This window comes from Acinetobacter lwoffii, assembly GCF_024129595.1.
Taxonomy (GTDB): Bacteria; Pseudomonadota; Gammaproteobacteria; order Pseudomonadales; family Moraxellaceae; genus Acinetobacter; species Acinetobacter lwoffii_O.
Window position 1 is genome coordinate 22,116 of the sequence record NZ_JAMXXS010000014.1, and the last position, 19,569, is coordinate 41,684.

At 43.1% G+C, this 19,569-nt stretch carries 19 protein-coding genes; 8 read left to right on the forward strand and 11 right to left on the reverse strand.

The genetic code is table 11. The features are described 5' to 3' along the window. Window positions 1-8: 8 nt before the first annotated feature. The 5 genes from clpS to rpiA all read right to left on the reverse strand — a co-directional run bounded on the left by clpS (window position 9) and on the right by rpiA (window position 3,997). Entirely contained in the window at window positions 9-422 is a 414-nt protein-coding gene (gene clpS, locus NI466_RS08445) for an ATP-dependent Clp protease adapter ClpS (protein WP_004279780.1), read from the reverse strand. Between the two features lie 18 nt (window positions 423-440). Beyond that, on the reverse strand, window positions 441-1,190 hold the full coding sequence (locus NI466_RS08450; protein ID WP_004279781.1) for a DUF6776 family protein: 750 nt from the start codon (window positions 1,188-1,190) through the stop codon (window positions 441-443). A gap of 77 nt (window positions 1,191-1,267) precedes the next feature. Beyond that, window positions 1,268-2,323 carry an N-acetyl-gamma-glutamyl-phosphate reductase gene (gene argC, locus NI466_RS08455; RefSeq protein ID WP_253173348.1) on the reverse strand — a complete coding sequence of 352 codons (1,056 nt, stop codon included), beginning with the start codon at window positions 2,321-2,323 and terminating at the stop codon, window positions 1,268-1,270. A gap of 183 nt (window positions 2,324-2,506) precedes the next feature. Next, a complete protein-coding gene (locus tag NI466_RS08460) occupies window positions 2,507-3,187 on the reverse strand; it encodes a M48 family metallopeptidase (protein ID WP_253173327.1) in 681 nt (226 codons plus the stop codon). A gap of 138 nt (window positions 3,188-3,325) precedes the next feature. Then, entirely contained in the window at window positions 3,326-3,997 is a 672-nt protein-coding gene (gene rpiA / locus NI466_RS08465; protein WP_004279784.1) for a ribose-5-phosphate isomerase RpiA, read from the reverse strand. A gap of 104 nt (window positions 3,998-4,101) precedes the next feature. Between rpiA and ilvA the strand changes: the two genes are divergently transcribed. From ilvA to NI466_RS08485, 4 genes are all read left to right on the forward strand, one after another. Continuing rightward, a complete protein-coding gene (gene ilvA, locus NI466_RS08470) occupies window positions 4,102-5,640 on the forward strand; it encodes a threonine ammonia-lyase, biosynthetic (RefSeq protein WP_004646781.1) in 1,539 nt (512 codons plus the stop codon). Window positions 5,641-5,792: 152 nt separating this feature from the next. Then, window positions 5,793-6,257 (forward strand): hypothetical protein, encoded by a 465-nt coding sequence (locus NI466_RS08475; RefSeq protein WP_253173328.1) that lies wholly within the window; start codon window positions 5,793-5,795, stop codon window positions 6,255-6,257. A gap of 109 nt (window positions 6,258-6,366) precedes the next feature. Then, window positions 6,367-7,023, forward strand: coding sequence for a potassium channel family protein (locus NI466_RS08480; RefSeq protein WP_253173329.1), 657 nt, complete (start codon window positions 6,367-6,369; stop codon window positions 7,021-7,023). Then, window positions 7,020-8,360: a TrkH family potassium uptake protein gene (locus NI466_RS08485; RefSeq protein ID WP_253173330.1), complete on the forward strand. Its 1,341-nt coding sequence runs from the start codon at window positions 7,020-7,022 to the stop codon at window positions 8,358-8,360. The genes NI466_RS08480 and NI466_RS08485 overlap by 4 nt, the downstream gene beginning before the upstream one ends. 71 nt (window positions 8,361-8,431) lie before the next feature. Here NI466_RS08485 and NI466_RS08490 read toward each other — a convergent pair whose 3' ends face one another. The 3 genes from NI466_RS08490 to NI466_RS08500 all read right to left on the reverse strand — a co-directional run bounded on the left by NI466_RS08490 (window position 8,432) and on the right by NI466_RS08500 (window position 13,150). Then, complete coding sequence (locus tag NI466_RS08490) at window positions 8,432-9,571, reverse strand: phospholipase A (RefSeq protein ID WP_253173331.1); 1,140 nt, start codon at window positions 9,569-9,571, stop codon at window positions 8,432-8,434. A gap of 21 nt (window positions 9,572-9,592) precedes the next feature. Next, the gene (locus NI466_RS08495) at window positions 9,593-12,532 is read right to left on the reverse strand and encodes an insulinase family protein (protein WP_253173332.1); all 2,940 of its coding nucleotides are present in this window, start codon (window positions 12,530-12,532) and stop codon (window positions 9,593-9,595) included. A gap of 165 nt (window positions 12,533-12,697) precedes the next feature. Further along, entirely contained in the window at window positions 12,698-13,150 is a 453-nt protein-coding gene (locus NI466_RS08500; RefSeq protein WP_005107150.1) for a GNAT family N-acetyltransferase, read from the reverse strand. A 276-nt stretch (window positions 13,151-13,426) separates the two neighbouring features. Here NI466_RS08500 and NI466_RS08505 point away from each other — a divergent pair, with 276 nt between their 5' ends. Genes NI466_RS08505 through NI466_RS08515 form a run of 3 tightly spaced genes read left to right on the forward strand, consistent with a single transcriptional unit; the run spans window position 13,427 to window position 15,388 of the window. Continuing rightward, on the forward strand, window positions 13,427-14,431 hold the full coding sequence (locus tag NI466_RS08505; RefSeq protein ID WP_004646774.1) for an adenosine kinase: 1,005 nt from the start codon (window positions 13,427-13,429) through the stop codon (window positions 14,429-14,431). Between the two features lie 14 nt (window positions 14,432-14,445). Further along, complete coding sequence (locus NI466_RS08510; protein WP_004279797.1) at window positions 14,446-14,754, forward strand: Rieske (2Fe-2S) protein; 309 nt, start codon at window positions 14,446-14,448, stop codon at window positions 14,752-14,754. A 19-nt stretch (window positions 14,755-14,773) separates the two neighbouring features. Next, window positions 14,774-15,388 (forward strand): OB-fold-containig protein, encoded by a 615-nt coding sequence (locus tag NI466_RS08515; RefSeq protein WP_253173333.1) that lies wholly within the window; start codon window positions 14,774-14,776, stop codon window positions 15,386-15,388. Between the two features lie 64 nt (window positions 15,389-15,452). On the opposite strand, the gene NI466_RS08520 is transcribed toward NI466_RS08515, so the two are convergent. Then, complete coding sequence (locus NI466_RS08520) at window positions 15,453-16,124, reverse strand: YidB family protein (protein ID WP_253173334.1); 672 nt, start codon at window positions 16,122-16,124, stop codon at window positions 15,453-15,455. A gap of 105 nt (window positions 16,125-16,229) precedes the next feature. Beyond that, window positions 16,230-16,700: a DUF6231 family protein gene (locus NI466_RS08525; RefSeq protein WP_253173335.1), complete on the reverse strand. Its 471-nt coding sequence runs from the start codon at window positions 16,698-16,700 to the stop codon at window positions 16,230-16,232. Between the two features lie 34 nt (window positions 16,701-16,734). On the opposite strand from NI466_RS08525, the gene NI466_RS08530 reads away from it, so the two are divergent. Next, window positions 16,735-17,604: a DUF2797 domain-containing protein gene (locus tag NI466_RS08530; protein ID WP_253173336.1), complete on the forward strand. Its 870-nt coding sequence runs from the start codon at window positions 16,735-16,737 to the stop codon at window positions 17,602-17,604. Window positions 17,605-17,665: 61 nt separating this feature from the next. Here NI466_RS08530 and NI466_RS08535 read toward each other — a convergent pair whose 3' ends face one another. Then, window positions 17,666-19,531 carry a SurA N-terminal domain-containing protein gene (locus NI466_RS08535; RefSeq protein WP_253148171.1) on the reverse strand — a complete coding sequence of 622 codons (1,866 nt, stop codon included), beginning with the start codon at window positions 19,529-19,531 and terminating at the stop codon, window positions 17,666-17,668. Window positions 19,532-19,569 lie beyond the last annotated feature (38 nt).

The window sequence follows — 19,569 nt, forward strand, 5'->3', positions numbered from 1 at the left end:
TAACCCCCTTAATCTTTAGGCTCTATTTGGCAAAGTAACGGATGACCTTGTGATCGAGCATAATTATTGACTTGGTTCGCTTTGGTCTCCGCAATGTCTCGAGGATAGACCCCAGCTACACCCTTTCCTTCATAATGTACAGTTAGCATTACTTGTGTAGCTTGGTCAAGATTCATTGCAAAGTATTGTTGTAAAATTTCAATTACAAACTCCATCGGCGTATAGTCGTCATTTAATAAAACAACGGCATACAACGGTGGACGTTTCAGTTCTGGCGGTGCAGTCTGTACAGCTAGGTCAGAATCACCGTCTTCAGAGGGTTCATTTGCTAAACGTGGGCTGATATGCCAATCAACAATTCCAGACTCATTAAAAGAATTTTTAATATCACTTAAACACATTTGACGTTTATTGCTTGGCATAAGATTTATATTTCACACTTAATTTGCATTTGCTTCAGTTTTCGGAATTTCTGACAAGGTGGCAGACTGATTTTCGACTGCTTTGCCCTGTTCCCAACTAAAACGACGAATCACAGGTTTGGCACCAGTAAGACGCACTTCAATAAATTCTGGCTTAAAGCCTTTCGGCATGGTCCAGCGACCAGTGAGGCGCTCATAATTTTCAAAATTAAAGTTTTTATCTTCCAGTGGCACCACCAGAATTTCAGTCCCTTTAATCAGGCGCAGTTCCACGCTACCTGAGGCACGACTTTTGCCTGGACTGACCTGAACCAGATCAATCTGATATTCAAAGGCATTTTCCGGCAAAGGTTTAATCGACAGGTTTTGAACCGCCAATGCCAAACCACCACGCTGACGCAAGATCTCGCGATAAATGGTTCCTACACTTTCAGCCTGCACCTGTTCATCACGTGCCTTGGTCATGGCCAGATACAGATCATTGGCGTTACTGACAGCTAGATCACGCTCCTGAACCGCAGTATTCAGCGTCTTGTTCAGTGTTTCAAGACTGGCTTTCTGAGTCTGTACTACATCGACCAGTTGCTCTGCATCTGCATCATAACCCGCCGCAGTCAAACCCTGACGATGTCCTACGGTATATCCGAGTACGCCACTGCTTAAGATCAATACAGCCGCACCAATGGCCAAGGGCGTATTACCTTTCATGAATGGTTTCTTAGTCCCGGGTTCCTGAGGAAGCGTCGTATTTGACTCGTTATTCGGCATTTTGATCTCTTGTTTGCTTTAATCAAGACACACATTTAAATGCAAATCTAAATGTGTGTGAAGTTCTAATACGTTTTTTATGGTAATAAACCAATATTATTTAAGCCAGCGTCTTCAGCAAAACCAAACATCAGGTTCATGTTTTGTACAGCCTGACCTGCTGCCCCTTTTACCAGATTGTCTTGTGCAACCAGTACAACCAGTTTCGTTGGTTGTGGCTTATACAAGGCAATACGCAACTGATTCGCTCCACGCACTGAACGGGTTTCGGGTGAGCTACCCGCCGGCATAACATCGACAAATGCTTCATTGGCATAGAACTGCTCATATAGCGCTTGTAAATCTGCTGATTGGCCTGCTTCAGTTAAATCGATATAGATGGTCGACAACATACCACGAATCATCGGCACCAAATGCGGTACAAATAAAATATGATCAAACACATTTTTTTGACCTGAAATTTTTTCCAATGCTTCGACAATTTCAGGGTGATGACGATGACCCGCTACACCATAGGCCTTAAAATTATCGGAATTTTCAGAATAAATCATGCCCAGACTGGCTTTACGACCTGCACCTGATACACCAGATTTGGCATCGATAATAATGCTTTCAGGTTTCACCAATGCTTCAGCCGCTTTTAAGAGTGGCGCCAGACCCAACTGAACTGTAGTTGGATAACACCCCGGATTCCCGATCACACTGGCCTTTTTAATTTCTTCACGATTTAGCTCAGATAAACCATAAACAGAATCTTTTAACAGTTCTGGACATGCATGTTGCATGCCATACCATTTTTCAAACTGTTCAAGATCTTGTAAACGAAAATCTGCCGCCAAGTCGATCACTTTGGTATTTGCAGCAACCAGCTCTTCGGCATGTTTCATTGCGACACCATGCGGCGTTGCAAAGAACACCACATCGCATGATTTTAATAAACCCAGACTCAAATCAGAAAATTTAAGATTGGTATGCCCGCGCAAGCTTGGGAACATGTCATCTACACGACGACCTGCTTCAGTACGTGATGTCAGTGCTGTTACATTTACATCTGGATGTCGTAGCAAAAGACGCAAAAGTTCAACGCCTGTATAACCCGTACCACCCACAATACCCACTGAAATCACGATGATTACCTCAAATAAATGTTTCCTTTATAAGGCCTAGTATGACAGGAAGTTGAGGTTTTCTAAACCATTTCACTGGGGTTTGCTGGTTTTTTAATTGATACGTAGGATAAGGCCAGTTTAAATGATTAAATGCCTAGATTGCTTAGGCTATTTCAATAAAATAATCCTGACCTGTTAATTATGGTTTCAGGCACCCCACCAATATGGCAACGGCGTATTTTTCAGCGCTTTACGATGCTGCTGGAAATGCTGATCATGCTTGGCAACTTCTGCCCAAAAGCGTGGACTATGATCAAAATGCTTTGTATGTACCAGCTCATGGACAGCAACATAACGCGTGACTTGTTCAGGAAATAATACCAGCGCACTGTTCAACATAATGTCATGCTTGGCTGAACAACTACCCCACCGGGTTTTAGGTTGTCGAATATTGCAGTCTTTAAAAGGTAAATGACATTGCTGTGAGACGAGATTTAAATATGAAGGAAGCTGTTCTTTTGCGTAGGCAATCACGAAAGCTTTTAAATATTCTTCAGGATGTCGGTCACTGATCCAAAGCTGTAGATCTTCATGATCAAAAATGAAGTTGTTCTTCTGGCTTTGATAAGAAATTTGCACAGGCGCTTTTAGATTGAATAACCGCAGCTCACTCGGTAGCGTCCGGTCAATATTTTCGATTTTTTCTTGCTGGGATTGCCAGGTTTTAATCAACCAACTTTCAGATTGTTCAATAAAATGCCGTATCTGTTTTTTGCTGCAAAAAACCGGGGCTGTGAGGCGAATCTGGGTCGCATCGACACGCAAACGTAACCGGGTTGAACGGACATTTCGGGTGATTTGAATTTCGGGTAGGTCGGATAAGGTCATTATAGTTTTTTTAATCTCCCCAACCCCCTCTTTGAAAAAGAGGGGCTTTTAAAAGTCTCCCTTCTTGCACTTGTTTTAAAGCAGTGCTTCAAAACTTCGCTCAGGGAGATTTAGAGGGATTTTTTCTAGAAAGTTTAATTAAACCGCTGTACGCTCTTCAATTCCGTTATCAGTCGCGACAATGGCGATATCTGCTTTATTAATCGCAAAGATACCGTTACACACCACGCCCGGAATATCGTTTAAGGTTTTTTCCAGTTCAAGTGCATTTAGAATATTCAGGTTGTACACATCTAAAATCACATTACCGTTGTCAGTGACCACACCTTCACGGTACGCAGGATCGCCACCTAAAGATACGATTTTACGCGCGACTGCAGAACGCGCCATTGGAATCACTTCTACAGGAAGCGGGAACTCACGCCCTAATTGTCCAACCCATTTAGAATCATCCACGATACACACAAATTTTTTCGCAATAGAAGCAACAATCTTTTCACGTGTCAGCGCTGCACCGCCACCTTTGATCATATGCATATGACGATCAATTTCATCTGCACCATCAACATAAGCATCCAGACCACTGACAGAGTTCATATCTACCACTTCAATGCCGAGTTTTTTCAAGCGTTGTGCAGTTGCTTCTGAACTGGCTACCGCAGCTTCCAATTGCAGCTCAGGCAATAAGTCAATTAAAAAGTTTACAGTACTGCCTGTACCTACGCCTAAAATGCCCCCTTTTGGCAAGTGTTTTAAAGCGGCTTTGGCTGCTGCTTGTTTTTTCTCATCTTGGGTTGCATATAGACTCATGGCTTCACTCAACTATTTTGGACTTTTGCAGCTTTTTTAAACCGCAAAGCCGTGTGGTTTGTTACAATAAGCCCCTATTTTAAACTGTTAGATGGAAAATTAACATGCTGTCTCGTTTGGTTCGACAAATTTTACAAGCAACGGTCTACGATGTTGCAATCGAAACTCCACTCGAAGCAGCGCCACGAATTAGCGAACGACTCAATAATAATATCCGCTTTAAACGTGAAGATTTACAACCGGTTTTTTCATTCAAGCTACGCGGTGCCTATAACCGTATTAGTCAATTACCGAAATCACAAATGGAACGTGGCGTTATTACTGCTTCAGCGGGTAACCATGCACAGGGCGTGGCACTCTCAGGGAAAAAGCTGGGTATTCGCGCGATTATTGTGATGCCTAAAACCACGCCTGATATCAAGGTGCAGGCGGTTAAACGTCTGGGTGGCGAAGTGGTTTTACATGGTGATTCATTTGATGTTGCCAATAAATATGCGATTCAACGTGCCCAGGAAGATGGCATGACTTTCATTCCACCTTATGATGATGAATTGGTGATTGCTGGCCAAGGCACCATTGCCAATGAAATTCTACGTCAATGGCGTGATGTCGACTATGTGTTTGTCGCAGTTGGCGGTGGCGGCCTGATCGCAGGTGTTGCAGCCTATTTAGGTGATGTCGCACCACACGTTAAAGTCATTCCAGTGGAATACGACGAATCTGCCTGTTTAAAAGCTGCTTTAGAAGCAAATGAACGTGTGATTCTTCCATCTGTAGGTTTATTTGCTGATGGTACAGCCGTAGCCCAAATTGGTGAAAAACCATTTGATGTGATTCGTCTGCAAAAGTCGGACAATTCAGGCCCGATCGTGGAACCGAATGTAGTGCTGGTGAATACGGATGAAGTCTGTGCAGCGATTAAAGACACTTATGACGAATGCCGTAGCATTGTAGAACCATCTGGTGCAATGGCTCTGGCAGGTATTAAAAAATACGTGGCTGAACATGGCATCGAAGGGAAGAACATGGTGTCGATTGTCTGCGGCGCCAACATGAACTTCGACCGTTTACGTTATATCGCTGAACGTACCGAATTGGGTGAACGCAAAGAAGCGATTTTTGCCGTGACCATTCCGGAACAGAAAGGTTCATTCCTGAGTTTCTGCCGTGCATTACAAGGCCGTAATATCACTGAATTTAACTACCGTGCCAGCGATGCTTCTGCTGCGCAAGTCTTTGTCGGCATCAGTCTGAAAAATGGCGAGAAAGAACGTCAGGAAATTTATGAAACCTTAAAGTTCCAGTATGACGTTGACGATCTGTCTGATGACGAAGTGGCCAAACTGCATATCCGTTATCTGATTGGTGGTCATGCCGATATTGAAAATGAGCGCCTGTTCCGCGTGGAATTCCCGGAGCGTCCTGGCGCTTTACTGATGTTCCTGGAACGTCTTGGCCCAACCCATAACATTACCCTGTTCCACTACCGTAACCACGGCGCTGCTGAAGGACGTGTTCTGGTGGGTCTTGAAGCAACCGATGCACAACAGAATCCGGATGGCTTGATCGAAACTCTCGAAACCATTACCTATCCATATCAGGAAATTACCAATAATCTGGGTTATCAACGTTTCTTGAAGTAATTCTTTCAAACATAAACCGCCTTTCGAGGCGGTTTTTTTAGGATGATATTCTAGGCAGATTTAAAAATGTATCATGAATGAAAACACCAATTATCCATTAATTTCCAATCTTGTTAAAATTAAAAATAATTACAAAAACAGAACCTTAAGATATGAATATCACTTTTATTATTATTTTGCTCACCACTTTATTTGTCTATTTATACGGCTATCCAGCATACAAATTAAATCAAGAAGAAGATCGTGTTCGAACAAGTATGAAAAATATTCCCAGTAATGCAACCGCAAATAACCTCAGCAACATCGCTGGTATAGAGGCACATTCAGAAATACTCAACCAGTATCCCAAATTTGTTTATATTTTTCTAAATCATTATAAAGAAGTGAAATTAGATCCTAAAATTTCAGCTTTTGTAAAAAGCTTTTCTTGTGCCTCAATCGATAATTTAAAAACTTATCCTCAACTCAAACGCCAAGCCACACTCAATATCATGAAGGATGATCATCATGAATTCGAATACATCATCCAAAACAGCTATGGAACCTTATATACACATCGTCAGGTTATGTCTGACTGTCCAAATTTTCAATCTGTACCTCAGATGAAAGAAGCGTAAATACTTCAAAGATCTGTACTATTTTTACCTAAAAACTATAGCTGAAGAATCGCCTTCTCATTACCATAGCGGATATAACGAATGACATAAAGATAACGAAGGACAATCCATGGCATTATTTGCAGTCATCGGGCTTGGCAGTTTCGGTGCGACCGTGGCCACACAGCTCATCAGCCTGAAGCATGAAGTGATCGGAATCGATCTGAATAAAAAATATGTCGAAAACATTTCTGATCAGCTGACCCATGCCGTGATTGCCGATGCAACCGATGAACATGTACTCGATGAGCTGAACATTCAGCGCTGTGATGCCGTTGTCGTTGCGATTGGAGAGGATATTGAGGCCAGTATTCTATGTGTATTGCACTTAAAAAATATGGGCGTAAAGAAAATCTGGGTGAAGGCCAAATCCAAATCCCACCACATGATTCTGACCCATCTCAATGTTGAAAAAATCATTCATCCTGAAGAAGATATGGGCGTTCGAGTGGCACAGTCATTAAGCTATCCGATGGTCAGTCGTTATATGGCGCTTGAGGATGATCATTATATTGTCAAAATTGAAATTCATGCGGATCATCATGGTACGCCACTGAATCAGTTGATGAAGCATGCTCCTGAAATCACTACCTTATTACATAAACGCGGGTCTACCCTGCAATATCACGTAGATGCCAATCAGATTATCCAAGAAGGCGATATTTTACTGGTTGAAGGATTGTTGGAACCTTTGCGCCGTCTTGCTAAATACTTTAAACATCTATGAAAAGTTCTGATTTAAAGCAACACAGGACGATTAACCTCAGTCCTCCGAGCTTACTGGCTTTGGGTTTTCTCGGATTAATTCTGATCGGCTCACTGCTGCTGATGCTGCCTATTGCACATCATGGGGAAATCAGCTGGCTGGAGGCGATATTTACAGCAACTTCTGCTGTGACCATTACCGGGCTATCGGTGGTAAATGTCGGTGAAGCCTATACGGTATTCGGCCAAATCGTGATTATGTTTTTGTTGCAATGCGGTGGCTTGGGTTTTATGACTTTTGCCATTCTGGCAGTAATGAGCCTGGCACCGCAAATGGGGCTAAAACAGCAAGTCATGGCACAGGAGTCGATCGGACAAACCAGTCTGAAGAAAGTCAGTTTTACCATTAAAGCCGTGTTTTTATATTCCCTTTTTTTTGAAGCGATCGGCACGCTGATTCTGACCTTGTCCTGGCTCAAAGAATATCAGTTTAGCGATGCACTATTTTATGCAGCCTTTTATAGTGTCTCCGCTTTCAATAATGGTGGATTTTCGCTTTTTCCAAACAGTCTGATGAGTTTTTCAGGGCAATATCTGATTACCTTTACCATCAGTATGCTGTATATCATTGGCGGTATCGGTTTTCTGGTGCTGATGGACGTCAAAGAACATAAGCGCTGGCGTAAGTTGAGTACCAATAGCAAGCTAATCCTCTCAACGATTCTGGGTCTGAACCTAAGTGCTTTTATCGTACTTTGGCTACTAGAGGCTTCCAATCCACACACCTTGGGTCTCATGAGTATAGGCGATCAGGCCGTGAATGCCTGGTTCCATGCCACCGTTCCCCGCTCTTCAGGTTTTAATAGCTTGCCAATGGAACAAATGAGCGATGCATCCAGTCTCATTACCATGCTGCTCATGTTTATCGGGGGCGGTTCCTTAAGTACGGCGGGCGGCATTAAGGTCGGTACGTTTATTATTGTGGTCATCAGCGTAATCAGTTTTTTAAGACGCGAAGATGAGATCCGGCTGTTTAATCACTCTATTCCTGAAAAAACTACGTTTAAAGCATTGGCCGTCGTGTGTATTACTGCAGCATTGATCATGATGGGTTTTATGAGCTTATTAATCCTGGAACCTGAGCAGGATTTTCTGGATCTGTTGTTTGAAGCCGTGTCTGCGGCCTGTACCGTCGGTTTGTCCCGAGGGGTAACTGAGGAGCTACAACCGGCCAGTTTGATCATTCTAATGTTGTTAATGTTCGCAGGGCGTCTAGGGCCACTGACGCTTGCTTATTTTATTGCGACTCCGAAAAAGAGTCGTCTCAAACATCCACCTTCAGAAATACAGATTGGCTAATTTATCTATAAAAAAACCATGCCGCAGCATGGTTTTTTTATTTTCATTCCAAGATGTTTAAACTTGGAATCCTAGAACCAGTTCATCAAGGAAACACCTAAACCGACATACGTGGCACGGTGATTATAATCAATCAGGCTTTCTCCGTAACCGTCAAAAAGCTGGAATTGGCCACGCAAACGCCCACTGATCGGGAATGACCAGTCGAACTGTACGGCTCCACGGTTGTCATCTCCACCTTTTAAGGTATGTCGCAGCATCAATGAAAAATCATGCTCCTTATAACGATAAAATGCGGTCATGTCTCCACGGCCAATATAGTTTTTGATTTCGGGATTGTTATCGTCTTCTCGCTTCTCTTCAAAGCGATACCAAGGACGAACCATCAAGGCAAAATTGTCTTTTTCAAAACCAAGATTCAGCATCACCCGATTCCAGCTGCGCGATAATGGATCAGAACGGCCATTGGACTGATGATTGATGGTCAGTCCCAACATACGCCAGTTCAGACCTAAAAGATCATAGTTGGTACGGAAAATTAAACTGGCTTCAGGCTCATAGTTAGTTTCACGAAACGGACGTGATTCTTCCGAGTTATACACTTGCCAACGCGAAGATTGGGTATAACCAAGCCAAAGATCACCATTATCGCCCAAAATATTTTCAACGGCCTTGGTCTTTAAAGACAACTGAAACTTTGCTTCGGTTGAGGTAAGATTTTGGTCTTCCTTCACTGTGTTTTCTGGATTTTCACTTTGAGGGAATTCATTTTTCTTTGATGTCCAGAAACCTGGCATCAAATACACCGGCTGATAAGAACGAATGTTCCAGGTGCCTAATTTACTTTCCGGAGAGAGTTCCCATCGGCTATCCAGCAAAGACAGATTCGGCGTCAGCTTTGATCCTTCAGAAGCATAAATATTGGAAACAGTTTGGCCAATTTTCGCTTTTAAATTATCGGGTTCAGGCGCAATTTCTGCTGCTGCACGACGTTCAGAAACGATTGCAGGCTTCTCAGTGACCGGAATTTTAAATAAAGCATCATAGCAAGCCAGACGCTCTGCACTACTTTCCAGTGCGGCACAGGCTTCGGCCGTTGCCGGCATGGGGCTGTTAACTACTATTTCTTCCGCATTCACTTGCGTCCCAACTGCACAGCCCAGCAAAACGCTCAGCTGCAGAGTTGAGCGCTTAAACGAATTAAGCGCCATCCCTTATCCTCTTCTTTTTATTTATAGAACTTGTTGAATTACAAAACCAAGCTGCTCCAGCATTTCACGTTTTGCCACTGGTGCCACAACTGCTTTCGTCGCCTGCTGCTCGACCAGATAGGTCTGTGCAACACGCTGCAAATCATCCAGTGTGACATTCAATAAACGTTCACGTAATTTTTTACGGAACGCTGGTGTACGTTGATGCAAGTAAGAATAACATGCAGTAATGGCTTCGCCTGCCGGTGAACCCGGTTTATCCATACTGGCGATCAGACCCAGAATGGCTTCTTCCAGTTGATGCGGCTGTTGTGGTGCATTGAGTAACCACTGGATACTGGCATCAAAATCCTGGAAAGTTTCTGCCAGACGTGGGTCACGGTAGCTATAGAAACGGAATGAACAGGCATTGCCGTCATAGCTCGCACCACCGCCATAGGCACCGCCTTTTTCACGAATGGCGCTGTGCAGGAAGCCATTACGCAAATAACCTGCCAGCACCATCAATGCAGCAGCATCAGGGTGTGAAACTTCAACAGCAGGATAAGCAGCCGCACAGAATTGGACATTGGCTTGAATCAACCAGGCTTCGTGCTGATCATGGGTTACTTTTTCGACTTGAGTCAGTGCAACTGGTGCAGAATCCACCGCAAGCTTGTCCCAGACATTCTGAATTTCTTCGATCAGATGCACAGACTGCGGCTCTTCACAGACTAACAGGAACTGCTTCGGCGCTTGCAACAAAACACGATGAATTCGTTTTAACTCGTCAATCAGAAGATCATATTCAGCCGGATCTTTTTCGATCTTAGACACCAGTTCGATCAGCCAGTTCAATGCACCCAAACCGGTATTGTGATAATCACGCAAAGCCAATGCACTATGCTGGCGTGAAGCCGTTTGCATTGCATAGCTATGTCCAGAACCGGAAATACGTGACTGCCAGCGCGTTTTACGCTGTTGTAACAGCTCGATAATACGGTCTTTTTCATCAAAACGAAGCTGTTCAAAACCAATCTTTAACAGACGGATCGCATCGAGATGATTCACCAAAGATTTGGTCGTTAGCGTCAACCAGGCAGTAATCTTGTTTTTGTCATCGACTTTAGAACGCAAAGATGCACCCATGCCCAGACCGCCACTTACCGCTGTTTGCAGTTGCTGGAACTCAAGATAATCATACTCACCCGCACCGACTTCACCCATCAGGATCGACAGCAGGTTAAAGTAAGGCGACTGCACCACTTCATCCGGAATATTGACCAGAACCTGTTGATAATAAATCCCATTGGTGCCGGCATGATACAGGTTCAACGGCGTATCAACACGGTTACAGATAATCTCACGCAACTGGCCTTGAACAATTTGCAATTCCGCAGGGACATCTTCCAGACCGACTTTCGGCAATAAATTCAAGTCATCCGGCGTGTCCTGACGCACATTCAATGCTTCAGTCTGCGCAATAATTTCAGCTTTCTGTTCTTCAGTCAGATTCTTGCCAATTTCAGCCAGACGCGCTTTTTCATCCGCTGCTTCTTTGGCAGATTTGGTCGCATCCGGAACCAGCGTCAGTTGGACACGATGTGGATTATCCAGCAGATGCTCTTTGATCAGATTGGATAACCACATCGGATCTTGCAGCTCTTCTTTAACTGCCGCAATCGCAGAATCCACATCCCAGACTTCGACCGGATCACGGTGATGAATGGCACTACCCAGACCGCTCAGAATCAGGCTTAAACCATACGGTGTACCATCACCATTAATTTCACGCTGATGCAATTCAATTTGATGCAGAATCGCATCGACCATGTTCTGATCAACCGGTTTAGAGGCAACTTCTTCCAGAACCTTAAACACACCATTTTTAAATTCTTCTGCATGTTCAGGATTTGAACCCTGCACCGCACAGTAGAAAGTCATTTCAAAGTTAGAATCATCCACGCCCATGAATGGACCTGTTGCATCTGCATAACCACACGTTTCCAGATAATGACGCAGTGGTGATGCTGAATCTTCGAGCAGAATTCCTTCAACTAAACGCATGCCCAAACGCAGTTTAATGTCACTGGCTTCCGGTAATAACCATGACAGCACATGATAGGTCTTGTCCTGTAGATCTTCGGCATCGACCGCATAGCTGTCTGTAACCGTCAATGGTGCAGTCAGGCGGGTTTCAGGTGTTGGATACAGCGTCTGACCTTTTTCAAATTTAGACAATGCCAGATGTTCAAACTGCTCTTGCAATTCGAATGCGGTCTTATTGCCAAAGGTCATGAAGACTGCATTACTTGGATGATAATGTGACTTATAGAAATCAACCAACTCTTGGTAAGTCAGGTCAGGAATATCTTTAGGATCACCACCCGAATTATAGTGATAGGTCGTATTTGGGAATAAATGATGCGCCAGCGTGTGATACAACTGATCTGAAGGCGAACTCATCGCACCTTTCATTTCATTAAAGACCACGCCTTTATAGACAGGCTCGCCATTTTCCAGCTCAATGCGAATGCCTTCCTGGGCAAAATCTAGTGGATTGAGGTTCGCAGCAAATGCTGCATCCATATACACTTCAAGCAGGTTCTGGAAATCCTTGCTGTTCTGCGTCGCAAATGGGTACGCAGTCCAGTCCGCCGCAGTAAAGGCATTCATGAAAGTATTCAGTGAACGGCGAATCATCAGGAAGAATGGATCACGCACCGGGAATTTTTCTGAACCACACAGCGCAGTATGTTCCAGAATATGTGCTTCGCCTTTAGAATCCATCGGCTGGGTACGAAACGCCACCAGAAAGACATTTTCGTCGTGATTGGTCGCCAGATGATAATGTGTGGCGCCAGTCACTTTATGTTTATATTCAGACACGAAAATGTCTAAAGCTTCAACATGTTGTTGACGTACCAACTGAAACGCAGGATGTACAGTTTGAGAAATGGTTTCAGTGACATCTACAGTCATGCGATCTCCTAATGCTTTAATTAAAATAACTAAGCGCATTATAGCTTTAGTTATCTAAATTATTCACGTTGAAAACCGAGGATTTTGATCGAATTAAGTAAACTTGATCATTTGAAAATTAAATCATCAAATTTACTTCCTGCATCTAGATGAGTATTTACAAGCTTAAGAAATCAGATATTTAAAATAGTTATAGCTTGGATTGTTTTCCACAAATACATAATTCTGCTTTTGATAAAAACTGGCGGCCAGTCGGGTATCTGTTTGCAGGCACAAAGCTGAATAATGCGGACGTGCCAATTGCTCCAGGTAAGCCAAAAGCTGTTTGCCTACGCCATGCTGACGATATTTCGGATGCACATAGAAACGGCGTACACGACCAATGCGGTCTTCAATGCCGTTATCTCCCCATTGCTGGTTTAAGCCGCCACAGGCAACCAGTTTCTTGCCATCATGCGCCACCACCAGATATTCATTGGCGTGGCTAAAGCAGTTTTTCCCGGTGCGATATTCTTCTATTAACTTATCTACCAAATTATAGCCTTCTTTACGTGCCAGAGTTGCCAGTGTTTCGATCTGATCCGGGAGTTGTTCGGCTGTTACAATTTTAATATTCATATACGCACACTATTTGAAATTGTTGTGAAGAATGACAGTTGCCAAGCGACTTAAAGTATCATGCCAGGAGCGATATCTCTTTATAAATAAAATGTGATCCTTAAATCAATGCTGCAGCGCACCAGTGCACAAAAATAAGTCAGTTTTTAGACCAAAGATAGCTGCTGAACAAAATACAGCATTTTTGAAAAATATTTGAAAATGATTCAGCAAACTACAGCAATCCCAAGCAATCGTGTAAACTTAGGACTTTCATTTTTAATGTGATATTTGAACATGGCAACTGTTGATCTTTTTGCGATTGGTAATGCGCTGATTGACCAAGAATTTAAAGTTTCTGATGACTTTTTAACTGCACATCACTTGCAAAAAGGCACCATGCAACTTGCAGATGGTGAGACTCAGGCCACTCTTTATCAAAATCTTCAAGCGACTCAAGTGTATAAGGGTCAGGCTTCAGGCGGTTCAGCAGCCAACACTACCGTGGCATTTTCTGCGCTCGGTGGTTCTGCATTTTATGGCTGTCGTGTCGGAAATGACGAACTGGGGCACATCTACCTGAAGGGTTTGAATGATGCAGGTATTAAGACCACCACCCAATCGATCAGTGAAGGCGTAACAGGGACATGTATGGTTCTGGTCAGCCCTGATTCTGAACGTACCATGCATACCTATCTGGGTATTACGGCCGAACTGACTGATCAACAAATTGATTTCAGCGCACTAAATAGCGCGAAATGGCTATATCTCGAAGGTTATTTATCAACTTCTGACACAGCACGTCATGCCGTACAACAAGCACGTGATATTGCCCGTGCCAATGGCGTTAAAATTGCCCTAACTTTATCTGATCCTGCCATGGTGCAATACGCGCGTGCCGGTTTGGATGAAATGATTGCAGATGGTGTAGACTTGCTGTTATGTAACCAGCAAGAAGCGCTGATGTATACAGAAACAGATAATCTTGAGGCAGCCCTGCTTAAATTAAAAACAATCAGTCAGCACGTTGTCATTACATTGTCAGCTGAAGGCGCACTGATTTCGGATTATCAAAATACATTTACTGTTCCTGGCCGTAAAGTGCCTGCAGTAGATGCCAACGGTGCCGGTGATGCTTTTGCCGGGGCTTTCCTGTACGGATTGAATGCTAATTTGGGTCTTCAAGCTGCGGCTGAACTGGCGATTCTCATTTCGAGCCAGGTGGTTTCACAATTTGGTCCACGCCTGGCAGTTGAAGACTATGCGGCATTATTACAAGACTTTCAAAAGGAATGTGCTTAATGTTTAAAATTTGCATGACTGAAGACGTTCCAGAACGCGAAGCACGCTCTTTTGAGCTTCCCGATGGAGATAATATCTTTATCACACAGCGTGACGGTGCCTTCTATGCCTATCAAAACCTGTGTCCGCATTTGCAGGTCGAACTGGAATTTCTGGAAAACCAGTTTCTGGATCGCGATCAGGAATTTATTGAATGCTCCACGCATGGCGCCTTGTTTCTGGTAGAAAGCGGTGAATGCATTTCTGGGCCTTGCCAAGGTCAAGCACTTGAAAAAGTAGAGATTACCGTGCATTCTGATGGTGGAATTTACCTCTCAGAATAAGACTAAAACGGACTTTACCATGCCTGCATTTTTTCTAGACTATAACCTGATGCCTTTTCATCTGAGTTTATTGGCGATTATTCTGTTCGGTGTGGTGAAAACCATTGGTTTCTATTTTGGACTCAGACCCAGCAAGTTTCTGCAAAAAATTTCACCTTATGACTTTCAGCAGATGGATCTACTAAACGTCAAATTCTCCAAAACCTTGATTGTGTTTTTCTTCCTGATGAATTTTAGCTTTGCCGGCTATGTTTTACAGTTCCTGATCTATTCTCAAGAATTTAAATTTCTGCCTGCTTATTACCTGATTATTCCGGCTTTGATCATTGCGACTTTTTTTACTATTTTTATGATTCACTGTCTGGATCAGGTTATTCCACCCAAATATAAAAAGAACAATGTCAATTTACTTGGCCGTCTGGCGACAATTTCCAGTGGCAATGCCCGTCCCGGTTTTTCTGCTCAAGCACGGGTACGAGATGAGTATGGACAACTACATTATGTACAGGTAGAACCTGAGTTTGGTGAACTTGGTTTTCAGTCACAGATTATCCTGATACGTACAAGAAAATCTCATTATATTGCCAAAAAAATTTGTAAATCTAATCAGCTGTTTAGCATGAATCTAGATTAAATTCCAAATCATTTATAGTTATTAAAAAATCCCGACAGATATCGGGATTTTTTAATGTTTAGTTTTACTTTTTAAGAAGTCCTGAAACCATATTCAATACATTTTGAATATCGTTATTGGCTTCCTGCTTGCTGGTCTGCTCACCTTGCGGGGTGAGTGAATCAATAATCTGCGGCAAGACCTGTGAAATCGCACTATACACATCTTGCTTCGGTGCATGGGTTTGCTGTGCAACTTCTTCAACTTCCTGATCATCAAACAGGTTTTGCACCTGCTGCGGATCGACATTGGCATTTTCACCGGGACCGGTCGACACCCAATCATCGACCTGGCTATTAAGCCCCTGTCCTTTGAGCTTGTCTAATGCACCCTGTAAACCGCCCTGTTTTTGAATCCAGGCCAGCACCAAAGGCAATACTGCAATCAATAAGGTTTTACCGGTAGAACCACCTAGTCCGAAACGAGCTTGGGCAGAGCCTTGATTGCTGCTACCACCAAACTGACTTAGTACTGAACCTAAAATTGTCCCCAGACCATTTTGTCGATTCTGCTGGCCGGTTTGATTTTGCTGGTTTTGAGTATTTTGATTTTGCTGAGGATTCGACTGGTTTAAATGCCCTAGCACAGACCCCAGGATATCTGCCAAGCCACCTTGTTGTGAGGACTTTTGCTGCGACTGCCCGCCACCCAATGCCTGCTTTGCTAATATTTCCACAATACTACTCAGGTTTGTCATGTCCTATATCCTATGTGCGTCTTAATTACAGAATACGGCCTACCCTCATATTGTCTAGGCAAGATTGTGTTAATATTTGCAATCTTAGTTAAGCAGGTTTTTGGCTTACCAGCGAAATTTATCCCAGTTTTCCGGATTAGCCCAAAATTTGGAGTTAAACCAGTCTGGCACGTGCTTATAGGTTAAAATATTAAACTGCCACAGCGCAAAATCGGCCTCATGTGTGGTCTTGTCAATCAACTGGGTAAATCCCAAAGCTCTCAATAACTTTTCATCTTGCAGCCGACTGATTACCACCAATCGTTTGGCAAACAAATCACGTAATTTCACCAGAATTTGACTCATGATCTGCTCCGACAAATTTTCTGTTTCTGCAGTATCCAACATCACCACAGCCAAGTCATAACGTTGCTGAAAAGGCAGATTTAAAAAGTCAGATACGCTAAAATAGGACCATTGAATAGCTGGCTGAAACTGGACTTGGCTCAAGTCCTGCCCAATACAAATAGCAGTATGAATTGGCTGTTCCTGTGCGAAATCGTCTAGCATCGAGGTAATGACATTCTGCTCAGCCATAACTGCATCCTTATGATTTAAGTGAGTAATTTTTATGGAACTTCAGGGCATTTGTCATAAAATGCACGTCGGCCTCAAGGACCTTAGTGTAACTGATCAACAGATACAGCGGGCAAATGTTGAATATAAATTAATTTTAGATCGTGCAGAAATTGATCTTCCGTTTAATTTAGGCCAGGAAATCGAGATTGAATGGACCGGTAATATTTACTGCGTGTCCTGTGGCAACAAAACTTCCAAATCATTTTCGCAAGGTCACTGTTTTAAATGTTTTAAAACCAATGCTTCATGTGATATGTGCATCATGAAGCCAGAGACGTGCCATTATCATTTGGGCACTTGCCGCGAAGATGAATTTGCACAGAATGTCTGCTTCCAACCACATATTGTCTATCTGGCCAATTCCAGTGCATTAAAGGTCGGCATTACCCGTACCAGCCAAATGCCGACTCGCTGGCTTGATCAGGGTGCCACCCAAGCCCTGCCGATTATGAAAGTGGGCTCACGTCGTCTTTCCGGAAAGCTTGAGGTCATGTTTGGTACGCAGGTTGCTGATAAAACTGACTGGCGCAAGCTACTGAAAGGTGAAGCAGAACCATTGAACCTGATTGAAGTGCGTGAACAACTGCTGGAAGAATTTGCGCCTAAAATTCAAAGCATTCGCGAAGAATTTAATCAGAATCTAGAATTTAATGAAAATATTGAAGTATTGGAAGATGAATTCGCACGAGAGTTTATTTATCCGGTACAACAATATCCGGAAAAGATTAAATCGCATAATCTGGATAAAACTCCTGTGATTCGTGGCAAATTACAAGGCATCAAGGGCCAGTATTTAATTCTGGATACTGGCGTGATTAATATGCGCAAATATACCGGTTATCAACTGATTATTCGTGCTTAAACCATTATTTGCCTAGAAAACAAAAAACCAGCCCGCAGGCTGGTTTTTTTATACAACAATTTTATTTGATTTTTGCCTGAGATTTCAGGTAACGCGTATAGTCATCAAATTCCTGCTGACCACGAAGTTGCTGATATAACTTCACCAACTCACTACGCTGTTCTGCACTTAATACATCCACCGGATTTTTCTTCACTTCTGATACCGCAACCACAACCAGTTCATTCGGCATTTTCGCTGTGGTCACTGACCAATGGCCTGCTTTTGGTGTCGGCAGACTAAAGGCCGCACGCTGTACATCACGTTTTAGTAAACCTTCAGCACGTGTGTAAACGCCAGCATCTTCAAAGATCAAATCACCTTTCGCCACTGCTGCAGCCGGTTTGGTTTTGAACTCATCCAAAGCTTTCTGAATTTTTGCTTTTGCCAAAGCAGCTGCCTTGTCTTCAATCAACTGAGCCTTAACACGGGGTTTTGCTTCTGCCAATGTTTGTTCACCAGCTGCATGATAATTACGCACCTTGATCCAAGCTACATCACCATTGGCCAACTGAATGCTTGATGAAGCATTACGATCACCATTTTTAACATCGTCATTAAACAGTTTAACCTTGAGGTTAGCATCGCTCAGCACAGGATCACGGGTCGAAAGTGTTATCCCTTGGGCTTTCTGGACTTGCACACCTTTCACTTCTTGAGTAACTACATCCAGAGAATCACTTCCTACTACCATATCATTTAGCGTATTGACCGTATCAGAGAATGCATTGGATTTTTTAGCAGCCAAGACTTCTTTAGATAAACGTGCTTTTTGCGACTCAAAAGAAGGAACTGCAACATCTGGCGTTTGCACAGAAATAATATGGTACCCATAATCTGTTTTCACCGGTGCAGACACCTGACCCGATTTTAAAGAACCAACCGTCTGGTCAAATGCAGTACCAAATACACCTTCTTCATAAACAGCAAGCGCGCCACCTTTAGACTTAGATTCAGGATCTTCAGAATATTGTGCCGCAGCTTGAGCAAAAGTGGTACCGGCTTTAATTTTGGCTGCAATGTCGGTCGCCAGTTTTTTTGCTTCAGCATCACTACGACTGTCCGCCGTAATTAAAATATGCTTCACATCTGGTTTAACCGCCTGTTTTTGTGTTGCGACAAAAGCCGTGTACGCTTCCTGAAGCTCAGCATCGGTAACCGCCAAACTCTGCACCTGAATATCGCTTGGCTTTAACACCACATAGTCGACATCTACACTGGTCGGCTGTTTAAATAGCGTTTTGTGTTTTTCATAATAGGCAGCAATATCTGCATCCGTCACTTTGACATCTTTTTTATAGCTGTCCAGATTAATGCTGGAAATATGAATATGACGTTGTTCAGTTTGCAAATCAGCAATCTGCTGCATTTCGACTGGGCTCACCAGTGGATAATCCAGGAAAGTTGATGACAGCATCTTCAGCGCATGATCTTTACGTAAACTTTCAATCAAAGCACGATTAGTCATGCCAATTGATTTTAGATAATTTTCATATAAAGCATTCGAGAACTTGCCATCTTGCTGGAAAGTAGGCTGCTGAGCAATCATCTGTTCAATTTGCTGGTCACTGAGACTGATCCCTAATTCTTCAGCCTGTTGCAGCAATAAAGTACGTGCAACCAGCGTATCCATGGCTTTTTGGTCAATGAAGCTTTGATTCAGTAAAGTTTCATCCCCATTGGCATAACTGAGATATTGTTCTTTAAATGATTTGGTCAGTGACTCTAATTCTTTTTGAGATATTTCAGTCCCGTTCACTGATTTTGCCGCATCAGAGTTTCCGCTGCTAAAATATCCTTCAATACCTACAAGTGCTAACGGGGTCAAAAACAGAACGAGCAAGACTTTGCCCAACCAACCCTTAATAACTTTACGAAAAGCTTCCATAAGTATTCCAATATTTTATTTGCAAAGGATTCTAACCG

Bases quoted from the DNA above. Each gene is read 5' to 3' on its own strand.
- NI466_RS08530 (WP_253173336.1), top strand. From the start codon at position 16,735: ATGGAACTTCAGGGCATTTGTCATAAAATGCACGTCGGCCTCAAGGAC.
- NI466_RS08490 (WP_253173331.1), bottom strand. From the start codon at position 9,571: ATGGCGCTTAATTCGTTTAAGCGCTCAACTCTGCAGCTGAGCGTTTTG.
- NI466_RS08500 (WP_005107150.1), bottom strand. From the start codon at position 13,150: ATGAATATTAAAATTGTAACAGCCGAACAACTCCCGGATCAGATCGAA.
- NI466_RS08480 (WP_253173329.1), top strand. From the start codon at position 6,367: ATGGCATTATTTGCAGTCATCGGGCTTGGCAGTTTCGGTGCGACCGTG.
- NI466_RS08450 (WP_004279781.1), bottom strand. From the start codon at position 1,190: ATGCCGAATAACGAGTCAAATACGACGCTTCCTCAGGAACCCGGGACT.
- ilvA (WP_004646781.1), top strand. From the start codon at position 4,102: ATGCTGTCTCGTTTGGTTCGACAAATTTTACAAGCAACGGTCTACGAT.
- NI466_RS08460 (WP_253173327.1), bottom strand. From the start codon at position 3,187: ATGACCTTATCCGACCTACCCGAAATTCAAATCACCCGAAATGTCCGT.
- NI466_RS08510 (WP_004279797.1), top strand. From the start codon at position 14,446: ATGACTGAAGACGTTCCAGAACGCGAAGCACGCTCTTTTGAGCTTCCC.
- NI466_RS08535 (WP_253148171.1), bottom strand. From the start codon at position 19,531: ATGGAAGCTTTTCGTAAAGTTATTAAGGGTTGGTTGGGCAAAGTCTTG.
- NI466_RS08525 (WP_253173335.1), bottom strand. From the start codon at position 16,700: ATGGCTGAGCAGAATGTCATTACCTCGATGCTAGACGATTTCGCACAG.
- NI466_RS08505 (WP_004646774.1), top strand. From the start codon at position 13,427: ATGGCAACTGTTGATCTTTTTGCGATTGGTAATGCGCTGATTGACCAA.
- NI466_RS08520 (WP_253173334.1), bottom strand. From the start codon at position 16,124: ATGACAAACCTGAGTAGTATTGTGGAAATATTAGCAAAGCAGGCATTG.
- NI466_RS08515 (WP_253173333.1), top strand. From the start codon at position 14,774: ATGCCTGCATTTTTTCTAGACTATAACCTGATGCCTTTTCATCTGAGT.
- NI466_RS08475 (WP_253173328.1), top strand. From the start codon at position 5,793: ATGAATATCACTTTTATTATTATTTTGCTCACCACTTTATTTGTCTAT.
- clpS (WP_004279780.1), bottom strand. From the start codon at position 422: ATGCCAAGCAATAAACGTCAAATGTGTTTAAGTGATATTAAAAATTCT.
- NI466_RS08495 (WP_253173332.1), bottom strand. From the start codon at position 12,532: ATGACTGTAGATGTCACTGAAACCATTTCTCAAACTGTACATCCTGCG.
- rpiA (WP_004279784.1), bottom strand. From the start codon at position 3,997: ATGAGTCTATATGCAACCCAAGATGAGAAAAAACAAGCAGCAGCCAAA.
- NI466_RS08485 (WP_253173330.1), top strand. From the start codon at position 7,020: ATGAAAAGTTCTGATTTAAAGCAACACAGGACGATTAACCTCAGTCCT.